This window comes from Brevundimonas olei, assembly GCF_037055245.1.
Classification (GTDB): Bacteria; Pseudomonadota; Alphaproteobacteria; order Caulobacterales; family Caulobacteraceae; genus Brevundimonas; species Brevundimonas olei.
In genome coordinates this window covers 3,344,702-3,361,554 of record NZ_CP146369.1, presented here as the reverse complement: position 1 = coordinate 3,361,554, position 16,853 = coordinate 3,344,702, and the positions used below count along the sequence as shown (strand labels likewise).

Annotated in this window: 23 protein-coding genes and 1 riboswitch; of the genes, 7 read left to right on the top strand and 16 right to left on the bottom strand. The window is 68.1% G+C overall.

Annotation, left to right across the window (positions count from 1 at the left end):
* Positions 1-64: 64 nt before the first annotated feature.
* From V8J38_RS16290 to V8J38_RS16250, 9 genes are all read right to left on the bottom strand, one after another.
* Positions 65-925, bottom strand: coding sequence for a Ku protein (locus tag V8J38_RS16290; protein ID WP_338577202.1), 861 nt, complete (start codon positions 923-925; stop codon positions 65-67).
* A 70-nt stretch (positions 926-995) separates the two neighbouring features.
* Positions 996-1,232, bottom strand: coding sequence for a DUF5961 family protein (locus V8J38_RS16285; protein WP_312120564.1), 237 nt, complete (start codon positions 1,230-1,232; stop codon positions 996-998).
* Positions 1,233-1,288: 56 nt separating this feature from the next.
* Complete coding sequence (locus V8J38_RS16280) at positions 1,289-1,561, bottom strand: hypothetical protein (RefSeq protein WP_338577201.1); 273 nt, start codon at positions 1,559-1,561, stop codon at positions 1,289-1,291.
* Between the two features lie 35 nt (positions 1,562-1,596).
* Complete coding sequence (locus V8J38_RS16275) at positions 1,597-1,761, bottom strand: hypothetical protein (protein WP_338577200.1); 165 nt, start codon at positions 1,759-1,761, stop codon at positions 1,597-1,599.
* The gene (locus tag V8J38_RS16270) at positions 1,758-2,330 is read right to left on the bottom strand and encodes an SOS response-associated peptidase family protein (RefSeq protein ID WP_338577199.1); all 573 of its coding nucleotides are present in this window, start codon (positions 2,328-2,330) and stop codon (positions 1,758-1,760) included. The genes V8J38_RS16275 and V8J38_RS16270 overlap by 4 nt, the downstream gene beginning before the upstream one ends.
* A 10-nt stretch (positions 2,331-2,340) precedes the next feature.
* A complete protein-coding gene (locus V8J38_RS16265) occupies positions 2,341-2,616 on the bottom strand; it encodes a hypothetical protein (RefSeq protein WP_128718964.1) in 276 nt (91 codons plus the stop codon).
* A gap of 9 nt (positions 2,617-2,625) precedes the next feature.
* Positions 2,626-3,159: a hypothetical protein gene (locus tag V8J38_RS16260; protein ID WP_338577198.1), complete on the bottom strand. Its 534-nt coding sequence runs from the start codon at positions 3,157-3,159 to the stop codon at positions 2,626-2,628.
* Between the two features lie 3 nt (positions 3,160-3,162).
* Entirely contained in the window at positions 3,163-3,345 is a 183-nt protein-coding gene (locus tag V8J38_RS16255) for a hypothetical protein (protein ID WP_338577197.1), read from the bottom strand.
* On the bottom strand, positions 3,342-3,506 hold the full coding sequence (locus V8J38_RS16250; RefSeq protein WP_338577196.1) for a hypothetical protein: 165 nt from the start codon (positions 3,504-3,506) through the stop codon (positions 3,342-3,344). The genes V8J38_RS16255 and V8J38_RS16250 overlap by 4 nt, the downstream gene beginning before the upstream one ends.
* Positions 3,507-3,652: 146 nt before the next feature.
* On the opposite strand from V8J38_RS16250, the gene V8J38_RS16245 reads away from it, so the two are divergent.
* Positions 3,653-4,537: a DNA adenine methylase gene (locus tag V8J38_RS16245; protein ID WP_338577195.1), complete on the top strand. Its 885-nt coding sequence runs from the start codon at positions 3,653-3,655 to the stop codon at positions 4,535-4,537.
* A 104-nt stretch (positions 4,538-4,641) separates the two neighbouring features.
* Here the strand turns inward: V8J38_RS16245 and V8J38_RS16240 are convergent, their stop codons facing one another.
* Positions 4,642-4,869, bottom strand: a complete 228-nt coding sequence (locus V8J38_RS16240; protein WP_338577194.1) for a hypothetical protein — start codon at positions 4,867-4,869, stop codon at positions 4,642-4,644.
* 91 nt (positions 4,870-4,960) lie between these two features.
* Positions 4,961-5,536, bottom strand: a complete 576-nt coding sequence (locus V8J38_RS16235) for a manganese efflux pump MntP family protein (RefSeq protein WP_291781121.1) — start codon at positions 5,534-5,536, stop codon at positions 4,961-4,963.
* A 5-nt stretch (positions 5,537-5,541) separates the two neighbouring features.
* A riboswitch (yybP-ykoY riboswitch) is annotated at positions 5,542-5,706 on the bottom strand.
* Positions 5,707-5,824: 118 nt separating this feature from the next.
* Here V8J38_RS16235 and rlmN point away from each other — a divergent pair.
* Positions 5,825-7,000, top strand: coding sequence for a 23S rRNA (adenine(2503)-C(2))-methyltransferase RlmN (rlmN, locus tag V8J38_RS16230; RefSeq protein ID WP_291781124.1), 1,176 nt, complete (start codon positions 5,825-5,827; stop codon positions 6,998-7,000).
* Here rlmN and V8J38_RS16225 read toward each other — a convergent pair.
* Both V8J38_RS16225 and V8J38_RS16220 read right to left on the bottom strand, forming a co-directional pair.
* Positions 6,997-7,413 carry a hypothetical protein gene (locus V8J38_RS16225; protein WP_291781127.1) on the bottom strand — a complete coding sequence of 139 codons (417 nt, stop codon included), beginning with the start codon at positions 7,411-7,413 and terminating at the stop codon, positions 6,997-6,999. The genes rlmN and V8J38_RS16225 overlap by 4 nt on opposite strands.
* Positions 7,410-8,321, bottom strand: coding sequence for an acyl-CoA desaturase (locus V8J38_RS16220; RefSeq protein ID WP_291781131.1), 912 nt, complete (start codon positions 8,319-8,321; stop codon positions 7,410-7,412). The genes V8J38_RS16225 and V8J38_RS16220 overlap by 4 nt, the downstream gene beginning before the upstream one ends.
* A gap of 92 nt (positions 8,322-8,413) precedes the next feature.
* Here V8J38_RS16220 and V8J38_RS16215 point away from each other — a divergent pair, with 92 nt between their 5' ends.
* From V8J38_RS16215 to V8J38_RS16205, 3 genes are all read left to right on the top strand, one after another.
* Complete coding sequence (locus V8J38_RS16215; RefSeq protein WP_291781135.1) at positions 8,414-8,734, top strand: metalloregulator ArsR/SmtB family transcription factor; 321 nt, start codon at positions 8,414-8,416, stop codon at positions 8,732-8,734.
* 132 nt (positions 8,735-8,866) lie between these two features.
* Positions 8,867-9,310 (top strand): DUF350 domain-containing protein, encoded by a 444-nt coding sequence (locus V8J38_RS16210; protein WP_286951707.1) that lies wholly within the window; start codon positions 8,867-8,869, stop codon positions 9,308-9,310.
* Positions 9,311-9,320: 10 nt separating this feature from the next.
* Positions 9,321-10,145 (top strand): S1 family peptidase, encoded by an 825-nt coding sequence (locus V8J38_RS16205; protein WP_291781144.1) that lies wholly within the window; start codon positions 9,321-9,323, stop codon positions 10,143-10,145.
* 70 nt (positions 10,146-10,215) lie between these two features.
* Here the strand turns inward: V8J38_RS16205 and V8J38_RS16200 are convergent, their stop codons facing one another.
* Together V8J38_RS16200 and V8J38_RS16195 are read right to left on the bottom strand one after the other, a co-directional pair.
* Positions 10,216-13,083 carry a pitrilysin family protein gene (locus V8J38_RS16200; protein WP_338577193.1) on the bottom strand — a complete coding sequence of 956 codons (2,868 nt, stop codon included), beginning with the start codon at positions 13,081-13,083 and terminating at the stop codon, positions 10,216-10,218.
* A 249-nt stretch (positions 13,084-13,332) separates the two neighbouring features.
* A complete protein-coding gene (locus V8J38_RS16195; RefSeq protein WP_338577192.1) occupies positions 13,333-14,208 on the bottom strand; it encodes an isoaspartyl peptidase/L-asparaginase in 876 nt (291 codons plus the stop codon).
* A 109-nt stretch (positions 14,209-14,317) separates the two neighbouring features.
* Between V8J38_RS16195 and V8J38_RS16190 the strand changes: the two genes are divergently transcribed.
* The gene (locus tag V8J38_RS16190) at positions 14,318-15,319 is read left to right on the top strand and encodes an NADPH:quinone oxidoreductase family protein (protein ID WP_338577191.1); all 1,002 of its coding nucleotides are present in this window, start codon (positions 14,318-14,320) and stop codon (positions 15,317-15,319) included.
* Positions 15,320-15,475: 156 nt separating this feature from the next.
* Here V8J38_RS16190 and V8J38_RS16185 read toward each other — a convergent pair whose 3' ends face one another.
* Positions 15,476-15,883 carry a YkvA family protein gene (locus V8J38_RS16185; protein WP_312219327.1) on the bottom strand — a complete coding sequence of 136 codons (408 nt, stop codon included), beginning with the start codon at positions 15,881-15,883 and terminating at the stop codon, positions 15,476-15,478.
* A 54-nt stretch (positions 15,884-15,937) separates the two neighbouring features.
* Between V8J38_RS16185 and V8J38_RS16180 the strand changes: the two genes are divergently transcribed.
* Positions 15,938-16,720: an SDR family NAD(P)-dependent oxidoreductase gene (locus V8J38_RS16180; RefSeq protein ID WP_338577190.1), complete on the top strand. Its 783-nt coding sequence runs from the start codon at positions 15,938-15,940 to the stop codon at positions 16,718-16,720.
* Positions 16,721-16,853 lie beyond the last annotated feature (133 nt).

The following is a 16,853-nucleotide window of genomic DNA, read 5'->3' as shown; positions in this document are numbered from 1 at the left end:
TTGAGGCCCGCTCTCTTCGGAGGGCGGGCCTTTCGTCGTTTGGAACCGCGTGAAAAGGCGGCCTCTAGCCGGCTTTGCGGCGGCGGGGCGCCGCCCGACGCGCCTTCGCCGGCGCCGCTTGGGTCTTTGCCCCCGTCCGACGCCGAGGCGCAGCGCCGCCCTCCAGGCTGGCGCGTAATGCGGCCATCAGATCCACCACGTCCGTGTCTTCAGGCTCAGCGGCGCGGACCGGTTTCTGGCCCTTCTGCTTCGCTGCAATGAGCGCCTTGAGCGCTTCCTCGTAACGATCGACGAACTGGTCAGGATCGAACGGGCCGGCCTTTTGCTCGATGATGCGGCGGGCGATATCGACCATGGCGGGGTCGGGAGCCTGGTCCGTGATGGCCCCGAACACTTCCCGCGACGCCCTGACCTCGTCGCGTGTGCGCAGGGAATAGGCCAGAATGCCGCGATCGCGCGGCTCAAGCGCTAGCAGGCGTTCCCGCGTTGACAGAACGACACGACCGAGAGCGATCTTGCCCTCAGATCGCATAGCCTCGCGGATAACCCCGAACGCCTCCTCGGCCAAGGCTCCGGCCGGGGCTAGGTAGTAGGGGTTGTCCCAATATAGGCGGTCGATCTCCTCCTCGGGCACGAAGCGTTCGATGTCGATCGTCTTGGTGCTCTCCAGCTTGACCGATTTGATCTCCTCGTCGGTCAGCAGGATGTACTCGTCCTTGGCGACGGCGTAGCCCTTGACCAGCGAAGACCGTTCGACCGGCCCGGTGTCGGGGTCGGTCGTCACCATGCGAATGCGGTTGTTGGTCTCAGGGTTGATAAGGTTGAACCGCACATCGCCGCCGGAGCTGGTCGCGGTGTAGAGCGCGACCGGGCATGTCACGAGGGAAAGGCGCAGGTGTCCCTGCCAGGTGGGGCGATAAGCCATGTCGGACCTCCGGGCGGCGCCGCATGCGCCGCCGACTCAACACCGGGCCCGGTGATTCGCTCCCTGATGCTCAGTCGCAGGGCTCCGCCTGCCCGTCGCTGAGGTCGATGACGAAGCAGTGTTCCTGTCCGCCGTCCAGGTCCGCCACGAAGATGCGGATCTCGTCGTCGGCGTCGACGGGCGGAGAGTAGAGTTCGGTAAATCCGACGGCCGCCGCTTCAAAACTGCCGGCTTCCAGGACGTGGCCGTGCGCCCGGCCGAGGCCTTCAGCGTAGGCGAAGTAGCGATGCTGTTCGGGTTCGATCATTCGCGGCTCCTCTCTGTCAGAACGCTGGGGGCCGGAAAAGGATTCCATGATTCGCGTCAGGCGGCTGGCGTCACATCCCGATAGGGCTGGCCTCGATCGCCCGCCTCGGATCTGGTCAGCACTCGCGTTTCAAACGCCGAGGAGATGGCGACCTTGATGCCTCGATGTCGGATGCCTTCGTCCAGAGACTTGGCCGTGTGATCGATCGCGTAGAGATCATCGCACCATTCATCGCTGTTGATCTCGATGAGGCCGGGCTGAAGGTTGGGGTCTTCGCCGGCAGAGGCCATCATGGCGTCGAGAGCGGTGGTCAGTTGGTCGGGCGTCATTGGGCTGTGGTGTAGCTGAGTCGCCCTGTTGCGGCCTAGCGTTGGCGACGCAGCAGGCGCGCCGCCTCTTCCTTCCACAGCGCGCGAAAGCGCAGGACGATGGACGCGGGCAGGTTGGCCGCCGCGCGCGATCGGCGGTGAAGGTCATGGGCCTCGGCTTCGAAGCGGGCGGCCTTCTGCAGATCGGTCTCGGCCGTCATGGCGATTCCGGCCAGACCTTCTGCACGGTCAGTGATCCGGCCGAGCAGGGCTGCAGCATGAGGTCTTCGGCTGCGCTGAGATCCAGCCAGTGAACACCAGCGCCCGGCGGTAAGAGGACGATCTGGCGGTCGTGGTAGGGCGCGACGTCGGGGCCCGGCTCGGTGGTCAGCATAGCGAAAGCCCCGTCCTTAATGATGCCGGCGATCCAGAACCATGGCTGGCCAGCCATGGTGAAGAGCCACTTCGTCTTCCTCCCCTGCACCTTGGGCTCGGTGAACTCGTAAAATCCGTCGGCCGGGATCAGGCAGCGGGTCGAGTTGGCGAAAGAGCGCCCGTCCGAGCGGAAGTTGAAGACGGGTTTCCCGGTCGGGCTCTTCCACGCCCAGGGCGTCATGGTCAGCTGCAGACCATCGGCGCCTTGGGTGACGACGGGCGCGACGTCGCCGATGCGGTAGTCGGCTGCAGCCAGGTTGGGCAGGCCGCCTGGAAAGACGAGCGCCCGCCCCGCGTCACGGAATGGTGCGGCGAGCTGGTTAGCGGGAACGTGCAGGCGGTAGTTGTTGCACATCGGCGGCTCCCTAGAACATTTCGACCTTAAGCCCGCGACCTTCGGGCGGGTAGGTCCAGAAACACATACGCCCCTGACAGTGCCGGCGGCGGCAGCGCGCGGTCCGGCCCCAGAGCACGAAGTCCTCGCCCAGCGCCCTGCGCACGACGGCCAGATCGACGGTCATCTCCAGATGACAATGCAGGCAGCAGGCGACGACGGGCCAGCCCTGGCGCTGGAGATCTCCGACCTTGGCGGCGCGGCCCATCCACTGAGCACGCGTCCAGTTGTTGTAACGGGGGTTCATGCCCATGGATCATTCGCCGCGCTTCGCCGCCAGACGAGATCTGGGCCAATAGTCCGCGCAGTGATGGCCGCCGTAACTGAACAGGCGGACCACTTCTTGCGGCATCCCCGCTTCTTTAAGGCGGACGTGGTCGACGTCGCGCAACAGGTAGGCCACGTCGTCCAGACGCAGGTCGCCCTCCGGCAGCCAGGCGATCAGGCGGCGCATTCTCAGCACGTCTGAGGTGTCGCGGTGACTTGAACGGAAGCCGTGGGCGTTCGGATCATTCGCCATCGACACCGACAGGCGGCGCGAGCCGCAGCTTTCGCAGCGCAGGGCGCAAGCCCACTCGCACGCGTCGCGCGTCAGCCAGTCGGGAAACTGCCTGATCAGGTCCAAACCGGTGAAACGCCCCTCACGGCGACAGACGCAACACAGGACTTGAAGCTGTGACCCTCGATCCGGCACCTCGATCAGGGGAAAGTGGTGCAGGCCGATGGGGAAATGATCGTCAGGGGTCGACCCGATGCCGCGCCAGAAGGGGGTGTCTTCTTCCTGAGACATGGCTCAATGCGCCGTCGCGCTCCTTGCAGCGCACGCCATGCGCATCCGCGCGATCGATCCCGGCGCCTTCGTCTCGATCTCTCGAAGGATCGCCCCCGCTCCGGCCCGGCCGTCTGCGCTGTGAAGGTCCAGGCCGACCAGGCGTAGCATCAAGGCGGCCAGTTCCTTGTCCGTTGGGGCGCTCATCGAGGCGGCCGCCCGACATGGGTCATGCCGGCGATCAGCCCCGCAATCAGCGCGCGATCGCGCGGCGGCGGAGCGATCCGCTCCTCCATCAGGGCCGCCAGCTCTTCCAGCTCTGCCTTGAACCGCTCTTCGGGCGGCGAACCGGGCTCGTCTCGCTTCATCGTCTCCTCCATCCATTCCGCCTCTCGTCCGGGGCGGGATCGGCGCGCGCCAACGCGTCGACCTGCGGGCAGGTCCCCGCACGACTGGACCGATCGGCCGCCCGGCCGGTCGCCGCCCCGCTCTCGCGAGAGGGGGACTCCTAACCGTGCAAGGGACCTGCCCGCAAATGAATTGTTCTCGTAATGTTCTCAATCTCGGCCAGCGCCCCGTCGCGGCCGCCGAGCCGCCTGCAGCGTGGCTGGGCGGCAAGCGCCACCTGGCCAAGCCCATCTGTCATATTCTGGCTGCGACCGATCATGACGCCTATGTCGAGCCTTTCATCGGCATGGGGGGCGTCTTCCTGCGCCGGCGGGTTCGGCCGTCGGTGGAGGTCATTAACGACATCTCCGGCGATATCGTCACCCTGTTTCGGGTGCTGCAGCGTTTTCCCGACGCCCTGCTGCGCGAGCTGCGCTGGCGACCGGCGATGCGAAGCGAGTTCGCCAGGCTGAACGAAACGCAGGATTGCGACCTGCTCGACATCGAGCGAGCGGCGCGGTTCCTCTACCTGCAGACGCTGGCGTTCGGTGGGAAGATGTCGGGGCGATCGTTCGGCGTCAGCACCAAGGGGGCGCACAACTTCGATCTGACGCGGCTGGAGCCGCGCCTGAGGCGCCTGCATGACCGCCTCGCCGGCGTCGTCATCGAGAACCTGGACTGGCTCGACGTCATCGCGCGCTATGATCGGCCGGGCACGCTGTTCTACCTGGACCCGCCCTATTGGGGCGGTGAGGGCGACTATGGCGCCGGCGTCTTCATGCGAGGGGACTTCCAACGCATGGCTGACAAGCTGCGCGCGATCGAGGGGAAGTTCCTGCTCTCGATCAATGATCGGCCGGAGATCCGCGACCTGTTCGCCTGGGCCGACATCGAGGCCGTCGAGACGACGTACACCATCGCCGGCGGAGACAAAGCGTCGACGGCGGCCGAACTGTTGATCGGGAAGGGGGTGAAGCTGGCGCCGGCGGCGGCTCAGGCGAGCCTTTTCTAGGCTAGACGGCCAGTTTCACGATCCGTTCCAATGTGGGTGTGCGTTGGTAGTCGCCTCCAACCACCACGGATTTTCTCGGAGATCTTCAGAAGACCGCCCGCGCCTCATCCCTGAGGGATGCGCGAGGCGCCGCCGGTGATCTTGCAGACGTAGTCGGTCTGCGGACGGCCGGTCTGGAGGCCGGTGGGCGAGAGGATGCCGCCGCGGTCGCGGCACTCGGCTTCCAACTGGTCCATTTCCTGCTGATAGGTCGGCAGGGGGCGGCCCGAGGCGCAGGCGACGAGCGCCAGCGGGGCGGCGATGACGGCGGCGAGGAACAGGGGGGCGCGCATGATGGTCTCCTTCAGCCGGTGAAACGAGCCGTGAGACGGAATGATCCCTCTGAACCCGCCTCGGAGCAAGGCCAGGCTACAGGTGACCGGATCAGCCGGCCAGCACGGCCAGGTGCTCCAGCAGGATCTTCAGGCCCAGGGCGATCAGGGCGACGCCGCCGATCAGTTCGACGATCTTGCCCAGGCGTACGCCCACGGCCTTGCCCACCAGCAGGCCCAGCGTCGCCAGGGCGAAGGTGGTGAAGCCGATGCAGGCGGCGATCAACCAGATGTTGGCCTCCAGCAGGGCCAGGCCGACCCCGACCGCGCCCGCGTCGATCGACGTTCCCACGGCGGTGGCGACCAGGGCCACAAGGCCGCGCGACGCCGGCTTGGCGTCCTCCTCCGCCTCATCCCGCTGCAGCGCTTCCCAGATCATCTTCAGGCCTACGGCGCCCAGCAGGCCGAAGGCGATCCAGTGGTCTATGGCCTGAACGAAGTCGGCGGCGGCCACGCCCAGGGCGAAGCCGATCAGGGGGGTGATCGCCTCGATCACGCCGAACACCAGGCCTGAACGCAGGGCCTGGGGCACGGTGGGGCGATGCTGCGCTCCGCGCCCGATGGCGGCGGCGAAGGCGTCGGCGGACATGCTGACGGACAGGATGGCGATGGCGACGGGGGACATCATGGGAAAACGCACTCAGCCGGACGCATGACAGCACGCTCCATCCACGGGCCGGCCCCGTCGATGCAGCATGCTGGTCTCGCTAGGCGGAGCTGATCCGCTGGCCGCGCCATGCCCGCAGGCAAGTGTGTTGACGCGACCCCGGCTGGGATATGCCGGAAGCTACTCCCCAACGGCCGCCCCTCTAACGCCTCGTTCCGAGTCTATCAACCCGCACATGGCCAAAGGCGACAAGACGCCCCATCTGTGCTAGACGCCGCCGCTTCACCCTTCGCCGCAGGACATCCGCCCTTGAGCATTTCGCTCGATCTCACGCGCGCCAGCGCCCCCGTTCAGGGCATGGCGAAGACGCCCGTCAACCTCAGCGGTCTGACGCGCGACGAGCTGCGCCAGGCCCTGATCGACGCCGGAATCTGCCCGCCGGAGAAGGCCCGGATGCGCGCCTCTCAGGTGTGGCGCTGGATTCACCATTACGGCGTGACCGACTTCGCCCTGATGAGCGACGTGGCCAAGGACACGCGCGCCAAGCTGGCCGAGGCCTTCACCCTGGCCCGCCCCGAGATCGTCGAGCGCCAGGTGTCCAAGGACGGCACCCGCAAATGGCTGATCCGCACGGCGCCGGGCATCGAGATCGAGACCGTCTACATCCCCGACGTGGGCCGGGCCGGCGCCCTGTGCGTCTCGTCCCAGGTCGGCTGCACCCTGAACTGCACCTTCTGCCACACCGGTACGCAGAAGCTGGTCCGCAACCTGACCACGGCCGAGATCGTGGCCCAGGTCCAGGTGGCCCGCGATGATCTGGACGAGTGGCCCTCGCCCAAGGAAGACCGCCGCCTGTCCAACATCGTCTTCATGGGCATGGGCGAGCCGCTCTACAATCTGGACCACGTCGCCAACGCCATCGACATCATCTCCGACAATGAGGGCATCGCCCTGTCGCGGCGCCGGATCACCGTGTCGACCTCGGGCGTGGTGCCGCAGCTGAACGCCCTGGGCGAGCGCACGGCGGCTATGCTGGCCATCAGCCTGCACGCCACCAACGATCCCCTGCGCGACCGACTGGTGCCGCTGAATAAGAAGTATCCGCTGGACCAGCTGATGGCGGCCATCCGCGCCTATCCCGGCCTATCCAACGCGCGCCGGGTGACGTTCGAATACGTCATGCTGAAGGGCGTCAACGATAGCCCGGCCGAGGCGCGCGCCCTGATCAAGCTGATCGAGGGCATTCCGTCCAAGGTCAACCTGATCCCGTTCAACCCCTGGCCCGGCACGGATTATCAGTGCTCGGACTGGAAGACGATCGAGACCTTCGCCGCCATCCTGAACAAGGCCGGCTACGCCTCGCCCATCCGCACCCCGCGCGGCCGCGACATCCTGGCCGCCTGCGGGCAGTTGAAGTCCGAGAGCGAAAAGCTGCGGGCCTCGGCGCGCCTGAAGGCCGAGCGCGAAGAAGCCGACGCGGCTTAAAGCGGCTTTCGCATCATTTCGCGATAGGTCAGGCCTCCGATCGCTCCGGCGAGCGGTAATGCGACTGCGAACATCATGCCCGTCAGCCCGAGTGCATGGCTCAGAAGACTCGCGCCGCCCAGTGTGGCCAGCAATCCTCCGGCTAAGGCTGCCGGCCAGGCGCGGTCGAGCTTCAGACGAGTCAGCGCCCATGCCGAAGGCGCGCCCAGCACAGCCGCTCCCACAAGGAAGCAAGGCAGGGCCAGCATCAGGGAGATGGGGACGATAAAGGCGGCAAATGCGGCTGATCCTTCGCCTGTGATGAAGGTGTTGATGATCGCCAGCGCCAACCACTGCAGGGCGACGGTCAGGGCGCCGAAGATAGATGTGGCCAGAACAGCGAATACCCATCGCGTGAAAACGGCGGCCGTCATGAGGGGACCTCTTCCAGATGCTCGATGCGGGCAGCCATCGTTTCCGGCGTTCGCACGTTCCAGGCCAGGCTCAGCTGCTCCAGAAGCTGGATGAAGCGGAAGCCCCAGTCGCTTTGGCCGGGGTAGAGGCCGATGCGGGCCGAGCCGGGGAAGGCGTGGTGATTGTTATGCCAGGCCTCGCCCATGGTCGGGATGGCGGCCCAGGGCACGTCGTAAGCCTGAACGCCTGCTTCATGCACCAGCCAGGTCTGCGGGCCGCGTCGATGGGCCAGGTGGCCGACGAACCAGTGGCCGATTACGCTGACCGACACTCGCGCGCATACGCCCCAGACCACGAAGCCCCAGCCGCCGATCAGCCACAGCACGGCCGCGACCGGCGCCTGTTGCAGCATCCAGGTGCGTTCCAGAAAACGATAGAAGGGATCGCGCCCTATGCGGCCAAGATCGAAGGCGGGCGGTCGATCCAATTCCAGGCGGCAATGCATCTGCCAGACGGCGTCGACCGCCATCGGGCGGCGGTGGGCCAGGTAGTCGTGGCACGCCGCCTGACGCTGGGCCCAGTCGCGCAGGTCGTGGGTGCGGATCATCCAGAACGGTCCGCTCATGCCCACCAGGGTCCCGAACCACACCAGGGTCCGCTCCAGCCACTGCGGACAGTCGAAGCTGCCGTGGATCAGGCGGCGATGGAACCCCACGGAGTGTCCCAACAGCAAGGTGCTCCCCGTCGCGAGGACGAAAATCGCCAGGGCGCCGAGGCTGAAGGTCGCCGCGCCGAAGACCAACGTCATCGCCAGCATGGCCCCGTTCCATAGCGAATGGAGGGGATCCCATCGCACCCGACCCGCGAGGGCGTCACAACCGGGCGTTTCGATCAGGCTGTTCACGGCGCAAGGATCATGGTCGGTCATGAGAATGGCGTCCATAAAATGTTTAAGTAATAACTTAATCATTAAATTGATGGAGCTGGCAAGCTCTTAGCAAATCGCTTAAATACCTTCTCATGCAGCGCGTGTTCGAAGCCCTCTCCAGCCCGGTCCGGCGCAAGATTCTGGCCTATCTGACCCATGCCGAAATGACGGCGGGTGAGATCGCGGCCAAGTTTGAGATCTCCAAGCCTGCGGTCTCCCAGCATCTGTCGGTGCTGGAGACGGCTGGCCTGGTGCAGAGCGAGAAGCGCGGTCAGTTCGTGCACTACAGCCTGGTGCGCGATCACCTGGCCAACACCCTGAACAGCTATGTGCAGGAGGTTTGCCCCGTCTCCAGGCCGCTGAAGCAGGACAGCGCGGAGGTCGCCCGTGCGCGCCGTGACGCGGAAACATAGGGCTGCCGATCATCCGGATGGACGCTTTGTCCGCCGACTGTGGCGCGGGCGCCCTAGCGGAAGCGCCGAGCTTTCGGGCAAGGGTGTTTTGGTTTCGTTCCCCTTCAGGCTGGGAGGCTAGGGTTCGTCGTCATGGAGACCTCGTCGTTGCCGGGCGTTCTGTCGACTCCTGAACTCCAGGCGTTCGCGACGGGCTTTCCGATCCTGATGCTGCATCTGGCCGTGACGTTCGGCCTGCTGGCGGCGGGGGCAGCGGTCTACGCCCTGCTGACGCCGTGGCGCGAGATCGCCTTGATCCGCCAGGGCAATCCGGCCGCCGCCGTGGCCTTCGCCGGGGTGCTGGTCGGCCTGGCCATTCCGCTGGCGGTGTCCCTGTCGGTGTCGACCTCGATCCGCGACATCGCCATCTGGGGCGTGGCGACGGTGGTGCTGCAACTGCTGGCCTTCCGCGTCGTCGACTTCCTGCTGCACGGCCTGCCGCAACGCATAGAGAAGGGCGAGACCTCCGCCGCCGTGGTCCTGGCCGGGGCCAAGCTGTCGACCGCCCTGATCCTGGCGGCCGCCCTGACGGGTTGAGGGGGCGGCCTTGCGCTTTCCCCACCTTCCCGACTGGACCATCTACGCCGCCGTCATCGGCGTGATCCTGATCGCCTCCCTGAACCGGGGCGAGCGCGCCGATGCGCCGCACGACCTGCCTGAAGATGAAACGGCGGGGCCTCTGCTGGGCCCCATCACGCCCTTCGATCCGTCCGTCACGGTCGACACCTCGGACGAGCATGAGCCGGTGTCGGGCACCGCCTTCTCCATCGCCGGGGACGGCCGCTGGATCACCGCACGCCATGTGGTCGAGGGCTGCCGCAAGCCCGCCCTGGTGATCGACAAGACCCGCGCCCTGGCCGCCGACGTGCGCCTGGCGGCGCGGGCGGACGTGGCCCTGTTGCTGACCGACGGCGGGCCGCCCGCCCTGCCGATCGCGCCCCAGGCGCCGCTCTACAAGGGCCAGCGCGCCTTCCACCCCGGCTTCCCTCAGGGCCAGCCGGGCGAGGTGGCTTCGCGTCTGATCGGCCGCGAGACGCTGAAGATTCGCGGCCACCGCTCCTATGACGAGCCGGTGCTGGCCTGGGCCGAGGCCGGACGCACGCGAGGGCTGAAGGGCACGCTGTCGGGCCTGTCGGGCGCGCCTGTGCTGGACCGTCGCGGGCGGGTGCTGGGGGTGACCATCGCCGAGTCGCCCCGGCGCGGCCGCATCTACACCACGGCGCCCGACACCTTCGTCCCCACGGTCGGCGCTCAGCAGCGCGCCGACGAAGCGGCCCTGGGCCAGGCCGTGACGACCCAGAACTACGGCGCCGTCTCCGACCGCCTGCGTCAGGACCTGCGCGTCGCCCAGGTGGTCTGCCTGACGACGTGATCCAGGCGACCAGACCGGTGTGGCCGGAACGAGAAACGCCTCCCCATGCGATGGGGAGGCGTTCTGGTTTTTACTTCAGCGTGGCGCTGTCCAGGTTGAGTTCGGTCAGCGGGATGACCTCGACATCGGGGTATTTCGCCCGCAGACTGTCGATGAACTTCGAGGCGTCGCCGACCACGACCAGGCTGGCCCGGTCGGTCGGCAGATGCTCGGCGAAGGCCGCCTCGACCTGTTGCGGCGTGACTGCGCGCACGCGTCCGGCGTAGTCGGCCAGGTCGCTCATCGGCAGGTCGTAGAGGGCCAGGTTGGCGACTAGGCCGCCCAGGCCGTCCACGGTCTCCAGCGAGCGGCCGAAGGCGCCGATCAGGGTGGCGCGGCGCGGCGCCAGTTCGGTCTCGGTGGCCGGGGCGTCGCCCAGCTTGCCGATCTCGGCCAGCATCAGCTCGACCACCTCGGTCGCCGACTCGTTCTTGGTCTGGGTCGAGGCGGTGAAGACGCCCGTCTCGGCTCGCGCGCCCAGCGCCGAGCCGGCGCCGTAGGACAGGCCCTTCTCGATGCGGATCTTCTGGTTCAGCCGCGAGGAATAGCCGCCGCCCAGCAGGGTGTTGCCGACCGTCAGCGGGAAGAAGTCGGCGTCGGTGCGGCTGACGCCGCGGATGGCGGCGACGACCGCCGCCTGACCGGCGCCCGGCTGGTCGATGACGACGACGCGCGGCGCCAGGGCCTGGCCCGCCTTGTCGACGGCGGCCGGGGCGGGGCCGGCGTCGCGCCAGTCGCCGAAGGCTTCATCCGCCAGGGCGCGAGCCTCGGCCGGGGTTACGTCGCCCGAGAAGACCAGGGTCGCCTGCGACGGGCGGAAGCGGTCTGAATGGAACACCGCCACGTCGTCGCGCGTCAGGGCGGGGATGCTGTTCACCGTGCCCGAACCCGGCGCGCCGTAGGGGGCGTCGCCGTAGATCACGCGGCCCACCGACTGGGAGGCGATGGAGCCGGGCTGGCTCAGCGCCACGCGCAGGCCGTCCAAGGTCTGGGACTGCTGACGCTCCAGCTCCTCGGCGGCGAAGGCCGGGTTGCGCACTAGGTCGGCCATCAGGGTCAGGGTCCGGCCGAACACGTCCTTGGGCGCATTGGCGTAGACATTGGTGAAGTCGGCGCTCGCGCCCGCGCCGATGCTGGCGCCCAGCTGTTCAATGGCGGTGGCGATTTCCGGGGCCGCCTTGGTCGTCGTGCCCTGGGTCAGCAGGGCGGCGGTCATGGAGGCGACGCCCGGCTTGCCCGCCGGGTCATGGGCCGATCCGGCGTTGAAGTTCAGCCGCGCCGAAACCAGCGGCAGGCCCTGCGTCGGGGCGACCAGGACGCGCAGGCCGTTGTTTAGACGGAAGTCGGCGATGGCCGGGGTGGCGGGCGACACCTCAGGCCCCGGCTGGGGCAGTCGGGCGCGCTCGGCTTCCGGCAGCAGGACGGCGACCGGACCGGCCGGGGCCAGGGACGCGACCGTGACGGGGGCGTCGACGTTCTTCTTCTGCTCGCTGGGCGGATTGGCGTCGTCGGCGGGCAGGTAGTTGATGGTGATCTGGCGCTGCGGCGTCAGATAGCGGCGGGCCACGCGCTGCACGTCGGCGGCGGTGACGGCCTGGATCTCGGCGATTTCGCGGTCGGCGGCGGTCGCGTCGCCGGTCATGATCAGGGCCATGCCCAGGGTGGTGGCGCGGTCGTCGATGCTTTCACGCCCGCGCAGGGCGTCGGCGACCAACTCGTTCTTGGCCTCGGCCAGTTCGGCGGCGGTGACGGGCTCGTCGCGCAGGCGCGCGATCTCGGCCTCCAGCGCGGCCTTGCCGGTCTCGACCGTTTCGCCGCCCGCCATGATGGCGTAGGCGGCCAGATTACCCGCCTGCTGGGCGAAGTCGGGGTTGGAGCCCGCCGAGGCGGCGATCTGCTTGTCATAGACCAGCGAGCGGTAGAGACGGCTGCTCTCGCCGGTTGACAGGATGCCGTCCAGCACCGTCAGGGCCGCGCGGTCGGCGTCCTTATAAGCCACGGTGTTCCAGGCCAGGGCCACGGCGGGCAGGGGCACGTTCGGCGCATAATAGGTGGCGGTGCGCGGGCCGGTCGGCTCGGGCTCCTTCACGTCATTGGCGGGCATGGGCGTCGCCGGACGCTTCAGCGGGGCGAAGTATTCGTCGACCCAGCCGTCCAGCTGCGCCTGATCGAAATTGCCCGCCACGATCAGCATGGCGTTGTCCGGCCGGTAGTAGGTGGCGTGGAAACGCAGCACGTCGTCCAGGGTCGCGGCGTCCAGCTCCTCGATCGAGCCGATGCCCGGGCGGCGATAGGGGTGGTCCTGATAGATGGTCTCGGGCGCGAACAGGCCGAACAGACGGCCATAGGGGCTGGCCAGGATGCGCTGGCGGTATTCCTCCTTCACCACGTCGCGTTCGGAGGCGAAATTGGCCTCATCGACGACCAGGGAGCCCATGCGGTCCGCCTCGGCGAACAGGATGCGCTGCAGGTGGTTGGCCGGTACGACCTCGTAATAGGCGGTCACGTCGTCGGCGGTGAAGGCGTTGTTGAAGCCGCCGACGTCCTCGGTCAGACGGTCGAACGTCTCGGACGGCATGTTCTTCGTCGCCTTGAACAGCAGGTGCTCGAACAGGTGGGCGAAGCCCGAACGGCCCGCCGGATCGTCCTTCGACCCCACGCGATACCAGACCTGGACCGTGACGTTCGAGGTCGAGGCGTCGCGCGCCGTATAGACCTCCATGCCGTTGGCCAGCACCCGCTTGGTGAAGCCCAGCGGCGGCACTTCGACCCCGCCCTGGACGGCGGTTGCAGAGGCGGAGGTTGCGGCGGGCGGGGCCTTGGCCCAGGCGGGGGCGGCGGCGGGCAGGCCGACCAGCAGCGCCGAGGCGCAGGCGGTCAGGATCAGGCGATTCTTCATGAGGGGCGGCTTTCCAACGCCCGCAGTCGAAGAAACGGGCGTCGAAAGCCTAGCAGGGCGAAGAGCCGCCGCGCACCTTACGGAGATGTAATGAAGCCGACCCTCTATTCACCGTTCATCCCCGCGGAGGCGGGGACCCAGTGCTTTGACTTCAAGCGAGGCGGCCTAGATTCTGGCGCTTGATCCGTGCTCGGCGTGCGTGGCTCTTACTGGGGCCCCGCTTCCGCGGGGATGAGCGGAATTCGGAGGTTACCGCCCGAACACCTCGACGCCGACGCTGCCGTCGGTCGCCAGCCAGGCGCGCTTCATGCCCTGGCTGTTGTAGGGCTGGGCGATGTTCCCGTGACGGTCCAGGGCGATCAGGCCGCCGTCGCCGCCCAGGGCGCCGATGCGGTCGATGACGGCTTGCGACGCCTCGTTCACAGACTGACCGGCGGCGACGCCGAAGGCGGTGCGCGCGGCGGCGGCGACGCGGATGAAATACTCGCCCTGGCCGGTGCAGGAGACGGCGGCGTGCTCGTCGGCCCAGGTTCCGGCGGCGGGGATGGGGGTGTCGCCGACGCGGCCCGGCATCTTGCCGAACACGCCCGCCGTCGAGGTGGCGGCGGCCAGACGGCCCTGGCTGTCCAGCACGCAGCAGCCGACGGTGCCGTGGCTCAGGCCGCTGGGCGGATGGTTGTCCTCGCCCTTGCCGGCGCGGGTGTACCAGGCCTCGGGGTCCTCGACCCGCGCCAGACCCTGTTCGGCGGCGAAGCGGGCGGCGCCGTTGCCGGCCAGCATGACGTGGGGGGTGCGATCCATCACGGCGCGGGCGGCGACGACCGGATTGCGGAACCCTTGCAGGGCGGCGACGGCCCCGGCCTTGCCCGAGGCGCCGTCCATGAGGCTGGCGTCCAGCTCATAGTCGCCCGCCAGATTGGGCGAGGCGCCGCGTCCGGCGACATAGAGGCCGGAGTCCTCCAGCATGACGACCGCCTCGACCGCCACGTCCAGGGCCGAGGCCCCGGCGTCCAGCCGCGCCTTCATCGCCTCCACCACCTCGCGCATGTGCACGACCTCGGCGTCATAGTTGCGTTCGCGCCGAGCGCCGGCGCCGCCGTGAAGGATGAGGGCGGGTTTCGCCATGATCGTCTCCTCAGAAACCGTTCGGCCTCTTTGCATCGGGCCGTGCGCTGATTAGCGTCGCGATCGTGTCGGCGCCATGGCCGACGGGGGATAGCTGAAAAGAGTTCCTATGCGCGCAGTCCTGTCCAAGGCCCCCGGCGGCCCGGAATCGCTCGTCGTCGAGGAGGTCATGGACCCCACGCCCGGTCCGGGCGAGGTGGTGATCGAGGTCAAGGCCGTGGGCGTCAACTATCCCGACGCCCTGATCATCGCCGACAAATACCAGTTCAGGCCCGAGCGTCCCTTCGCGCCGGGGGCCGAGGTGGCGGGCGTGGTCGACGCGGTCGGCGAGGGGGTGAAGGGCGTGTTCCGGGGAGACCGGGTCGTCGCCGTGCCCGGCTGGGGCGGCATGGTCGAGCGGTTGAAGGTCAAGGCCGACAGCCTGATCCCCATTCCCGACGGCATGGACTATGAGACCGCCGCGGCCTTCATCATGACCTACGGCACCAGCTACTACGCCCTGAAGGACCGGGCGCAGCTGCAGCCGGGCGAGACCTTGCTGGTGCTGGGCGCCGCGGGCGGCGTCGGCGCCGCCGCCGTCGAACTGGGCAAGGCGATGGGCGCGCGCGTGGTCGCCGCCGCCTCGACCAACGACAAGGTCGAGTTTGCGCTGGAGTTGGGCGCCGACAACGGCCTGATCTACCCCTCCGGCCCGATGGACAAGGCGGCCCAGAAGGAGCTGTCGGGCGAGTTCAAGCTGTCGACCGGCCGCGACGGGGCGGACGTTGTCTTCGACGGCGTCGGCGGCGACTACGCCGAGCCGGCCCTGCGCGCCATGGATTGGAACGGCCGCTATCTGGTGGTGGGCTTCCCGGCGGGGATTCCATCACTGCCGCTGAACCTGACGCTGCTGAAGTCGGTGTCGGTGGTCGGCGTCTTCTGGGGCGCCGCCGTCGCCCGCGATCCCAAGGGCCACGCCGCCAACATGGCCGAGCTGATGCAGCTCTACAGCGAAGGCAAGATCAAGCCGCGCGTCAGCCGCACCTTCCCGTTAGAACGCGCCCCCGAGGCCATCCAGGCCCTCAGCGACCGCACGGCCGTCGGCAAGATCGTGGTGAAGGTCGAGGACTGATCGTTGCTTCCTTCTCCCCTTGTGGGAGAAGGTGGCCCGTCAGGGCCGGATGAGGGGTCTCTCCGAAATCGGATGAAGGCTGCAAGTTGCAAGCGTCCCGCCACCCCTCATCCGTCAGGCTTCGCCTGCCACCTTCTCCCGCAAGGGGAGAAGGACTTATGCTTCCTCTTCCTCGCGCAGCCGCTTCAGCGCCTGCGCCGCCTGATCGTGGTGGCGGGGTTTCAGGTGGGCGCCCAGGGTCGCCAGCACCGCCGCGATCACCGCTGCGTCGTCGGTGAAGCCGATGCCGACGAAGACGTCGGGAATGGCGTCGACCGGCATGACGAAATAGGCCAGCGCCCCCAGGATCAGCCCCTTGGCCGCCAGCGGGGTCTTGGGGTCCTGGGCGGCGTACCAGGCGGCGACCGCCTGCTGGGCGAAGGGGATGCGGGCGGCGGTGCGCCGCATCTTGGGCCAGAAGCCCTTGCGCACGCGCATCTCGTTCACCTTCTGCACGGCGGGAACCAGGGCCTTTTCAGGATTGATGGCGTCATCGGGCGACACCCCGTTGGTCTTTGCGGTCATGGCCGCTAAATCCTCGCACGAGCACTCGGTTCAATCGAATATAGGACGACTTTCATGAAACTCGACGCTTCGATCGCGGCGGTGGTGACGGGCGGGGCTTCGGGCCTCGGCGAAGGCACGGCGCGCGCCCTGGCGGCCAAGGGCGTCAAGGTCGCCCTGTTCGACCTGAACGAAGAGCGCGGCGAGGTCATCGCCCAGGAGATCGGCGGCGTCTTCTGCAAGGTCGACGTGACCTCGGACGAGAGCGTCGCCGCCGGCTTCATCAAGGCTCGCGCCGCCCACGGCCAGGAGCGCCTGACCGTCAACTGCGCCGGCATCGCCACCGGCCAGAAGACCGTTAGCCGCAAGCGCGACACCGGCGAACTGCGCGCCCATGACATGGCGTCCTTCGAGCGCACGGTCTCGATCAACCTGTTCGGCACCTTCCGCGTCCTGTCGCAGTCGGCGCTCGGCATGGTAGCGCTGGAGCCGATGGCCGACGGCGAGCGCGGCCTGATCATCAACACCGCCTCGGTCGCGGCCCAGGACGGCCAGATCGGCCAGGCCGCCTATTCGGCGTCCAAGGGCGGCGTTTACGCCATGACCTTGCCGGTCGCCCGCGACCTGGCCCAGGAAGGGGTGCGGGTGAACACCATCCTGCCCGGCATCATGTGGACGCCGATGATGGCCGGCATGGACCAGAAGGTTCAGGACAGCCTGGCCGCCGCCATCCCCTTCCCCAGCCGCCTCGGCACGCCTGCCGACTACGCCGCCCTGGCCCTGCACCTGGCCGAGAACGTCTACATCAACGGCGAGTGCATCCGCCTGGACGGCGCTATACGTCTCGCCCCTCGCTAAGCGAGGCGCGGCGAGGCCGCTATCGCTCGCCGCGCGGCGGCCCGCTGCTTGAGCGGGTTGGGCGTGCAATGTGGCGGCGGCGATGCTTTGAAGCGGCCTCCGGGGCGTCCTTGCGGGCGTTTCGGGGGCCGTT

What these genes read in the sequence shown, in the direction of transcription:
- V8J38_RS16260 (WP_338577198.1), bottom strand. Translation starts at nt 3,159, where the DNA reads ATGTCTCAGGAAGAAGACACCCCCTTCTGGCGCGGCATCGGGTCGACC.
- V8J38_RS16195 (WP_338577192.1), bottom strand. Translation starts at nt 14,208, where the DNA reads ATGGCGAAACCCGCCCTCATCCTTCACGGCGGCGCCGGCGCTCGGCGC.
- V8J38_RS16270 (WP_338577199.1), bottom strand. Translation starts at nt 2,330, where the DNA reads ATGTGCAACAACTACCGCCTGCACGTTCCCGCTAACCAGCTCGCCGCA.
- V8J38_RS16185 (WP_312219327.1), bottom strand. Translation starts at nt 15,883, where the DNA reads ATGACCGCAAAGACCAACGGGGTGTCGCCCGATGACGCCATCAATCCT.
- V8J38_RS16285 (WP_312120564.1), bottom strand. Translation starts at nt 1,232, where the DNA reads ATGATCGAACCCGAACAGCATCGCTACTTCGCCTACGCTGAAGGCCTC.
- V8J38_RS16290 (WP_338577202.1), bottom strand. Translation starts at nt 925, where the DNA reads ATGGCTTATCGCCCCACCTGGCAGGGACACCTGCGCCTTTCCCTCGTG.
- V8J38_RS16220 (WP_291781131.1), bottom strand. Translation starts at nt 8,321, where the DNA reads ATGACCGACCATGATCCTTGCGCCGTGAACAGCCTGATCGAAACGCCC.
- V8J38_RS16190 (WP_338577191.1), top strand. Translation starts at nt 14,318, where the DNA reads ATGCGCGCAGTCCTGTCCAAGGCCCCCGGCGGCCCGGAATCGCTCGTC.
- V8J38_RS16265 (WP_128718964.1), bottom strand. Translation starts at nt 2,616, where the DNA reads ATGAACCCCCGTTACAACAACTGGACGCGTGCTCAGTGGATGGGCCGC.
- V8J38_RS16240 (WP_338577194.1), bottom strand. Translation starts at nt 4,869, where the DNA reads ATGCGCGCCCCCCTGTTCCTCGCCGCCGTCATCGCCGCCCCGCTGGCG.
- V8J38_RS16210 (WP_286951707.1), top strand. Translation starts at nt 8,867, where the DNA reads ATGGAGACCTCGTCGTTGCCGGGCGTTCTGTCGACTCCTGAACTCCAG.
- V8J38_RS16215 (WP_291781135.1), top strand. Translation starts at nt 8,414, where the DNA reads ATGCAGCGCGTGTTCGAAGCCCTCTCCAGCCCGGTCCGGCGCAAGATT.
- V8J38_RS16200 (WP_338577193.1), bottom strand. Translation starts at nt 13,083, where the DNA reads ATGAAGAATCGCCTGATCCTGACCGCCTGCGCCTCGGCGCTGCTGGTC.
- V8J38_RS16180 (WP_338577190.1), top strand. Translation starts at nt 15,938, where the DNA reads ATGAAACTCGACGCTTCGATCGCGGCGGTGGTGACGGGCGGGGCTTCG.
- V8J38_RS16255 (WP_338577197.1), bottom strand. Translation starts at nt 3,345, where the DNA reads ATGAGCGCCCCAACGGACAAGGAACTGGCCGCCTTGATGCTACGCCTG.
- V8J38_RS16225 (WP_291781127.1), bottom strand. Translation starts at nt 7,413, where the DNA reads ATGACGGCCGCCGTTTTCACGCGATGGGTATTCGCTGTTCTGGCCACA.
- V8J38_RS16275 (WP_338577200.1), bottom strand. Translation starts at nt 1,761, where the DNA reads ATGACGGCCGAGACCGATCTGCAGAAGGCCGCCCGCTTCGAAGCCGAG.
- V8J38_RS16235 (WP_291781121.1), bottom strand. Translation starts at nt 5,536, where the DNA reads ATGATGTCCCCCGTCGCCATCGCCATCCTGTCCGTCAGCATGTCCGCC.
- V8J38_RS16280 (WP_338577201.1), bottom strand. Translation starts at nt 1,561, where the DNA reads ATGACGCCCGACCAACTGACCACCGCTCTCGACGCCATGATGGCCTCT.
- V8J38_RS16250 (WP_338577196.1), bottom strand. Translation starts at nt 3,506, where the DNA reads ATGAAGCGAGACGAGCCCGGTTCGCCGCCCGAAGAGCGGTTCAAGGCA.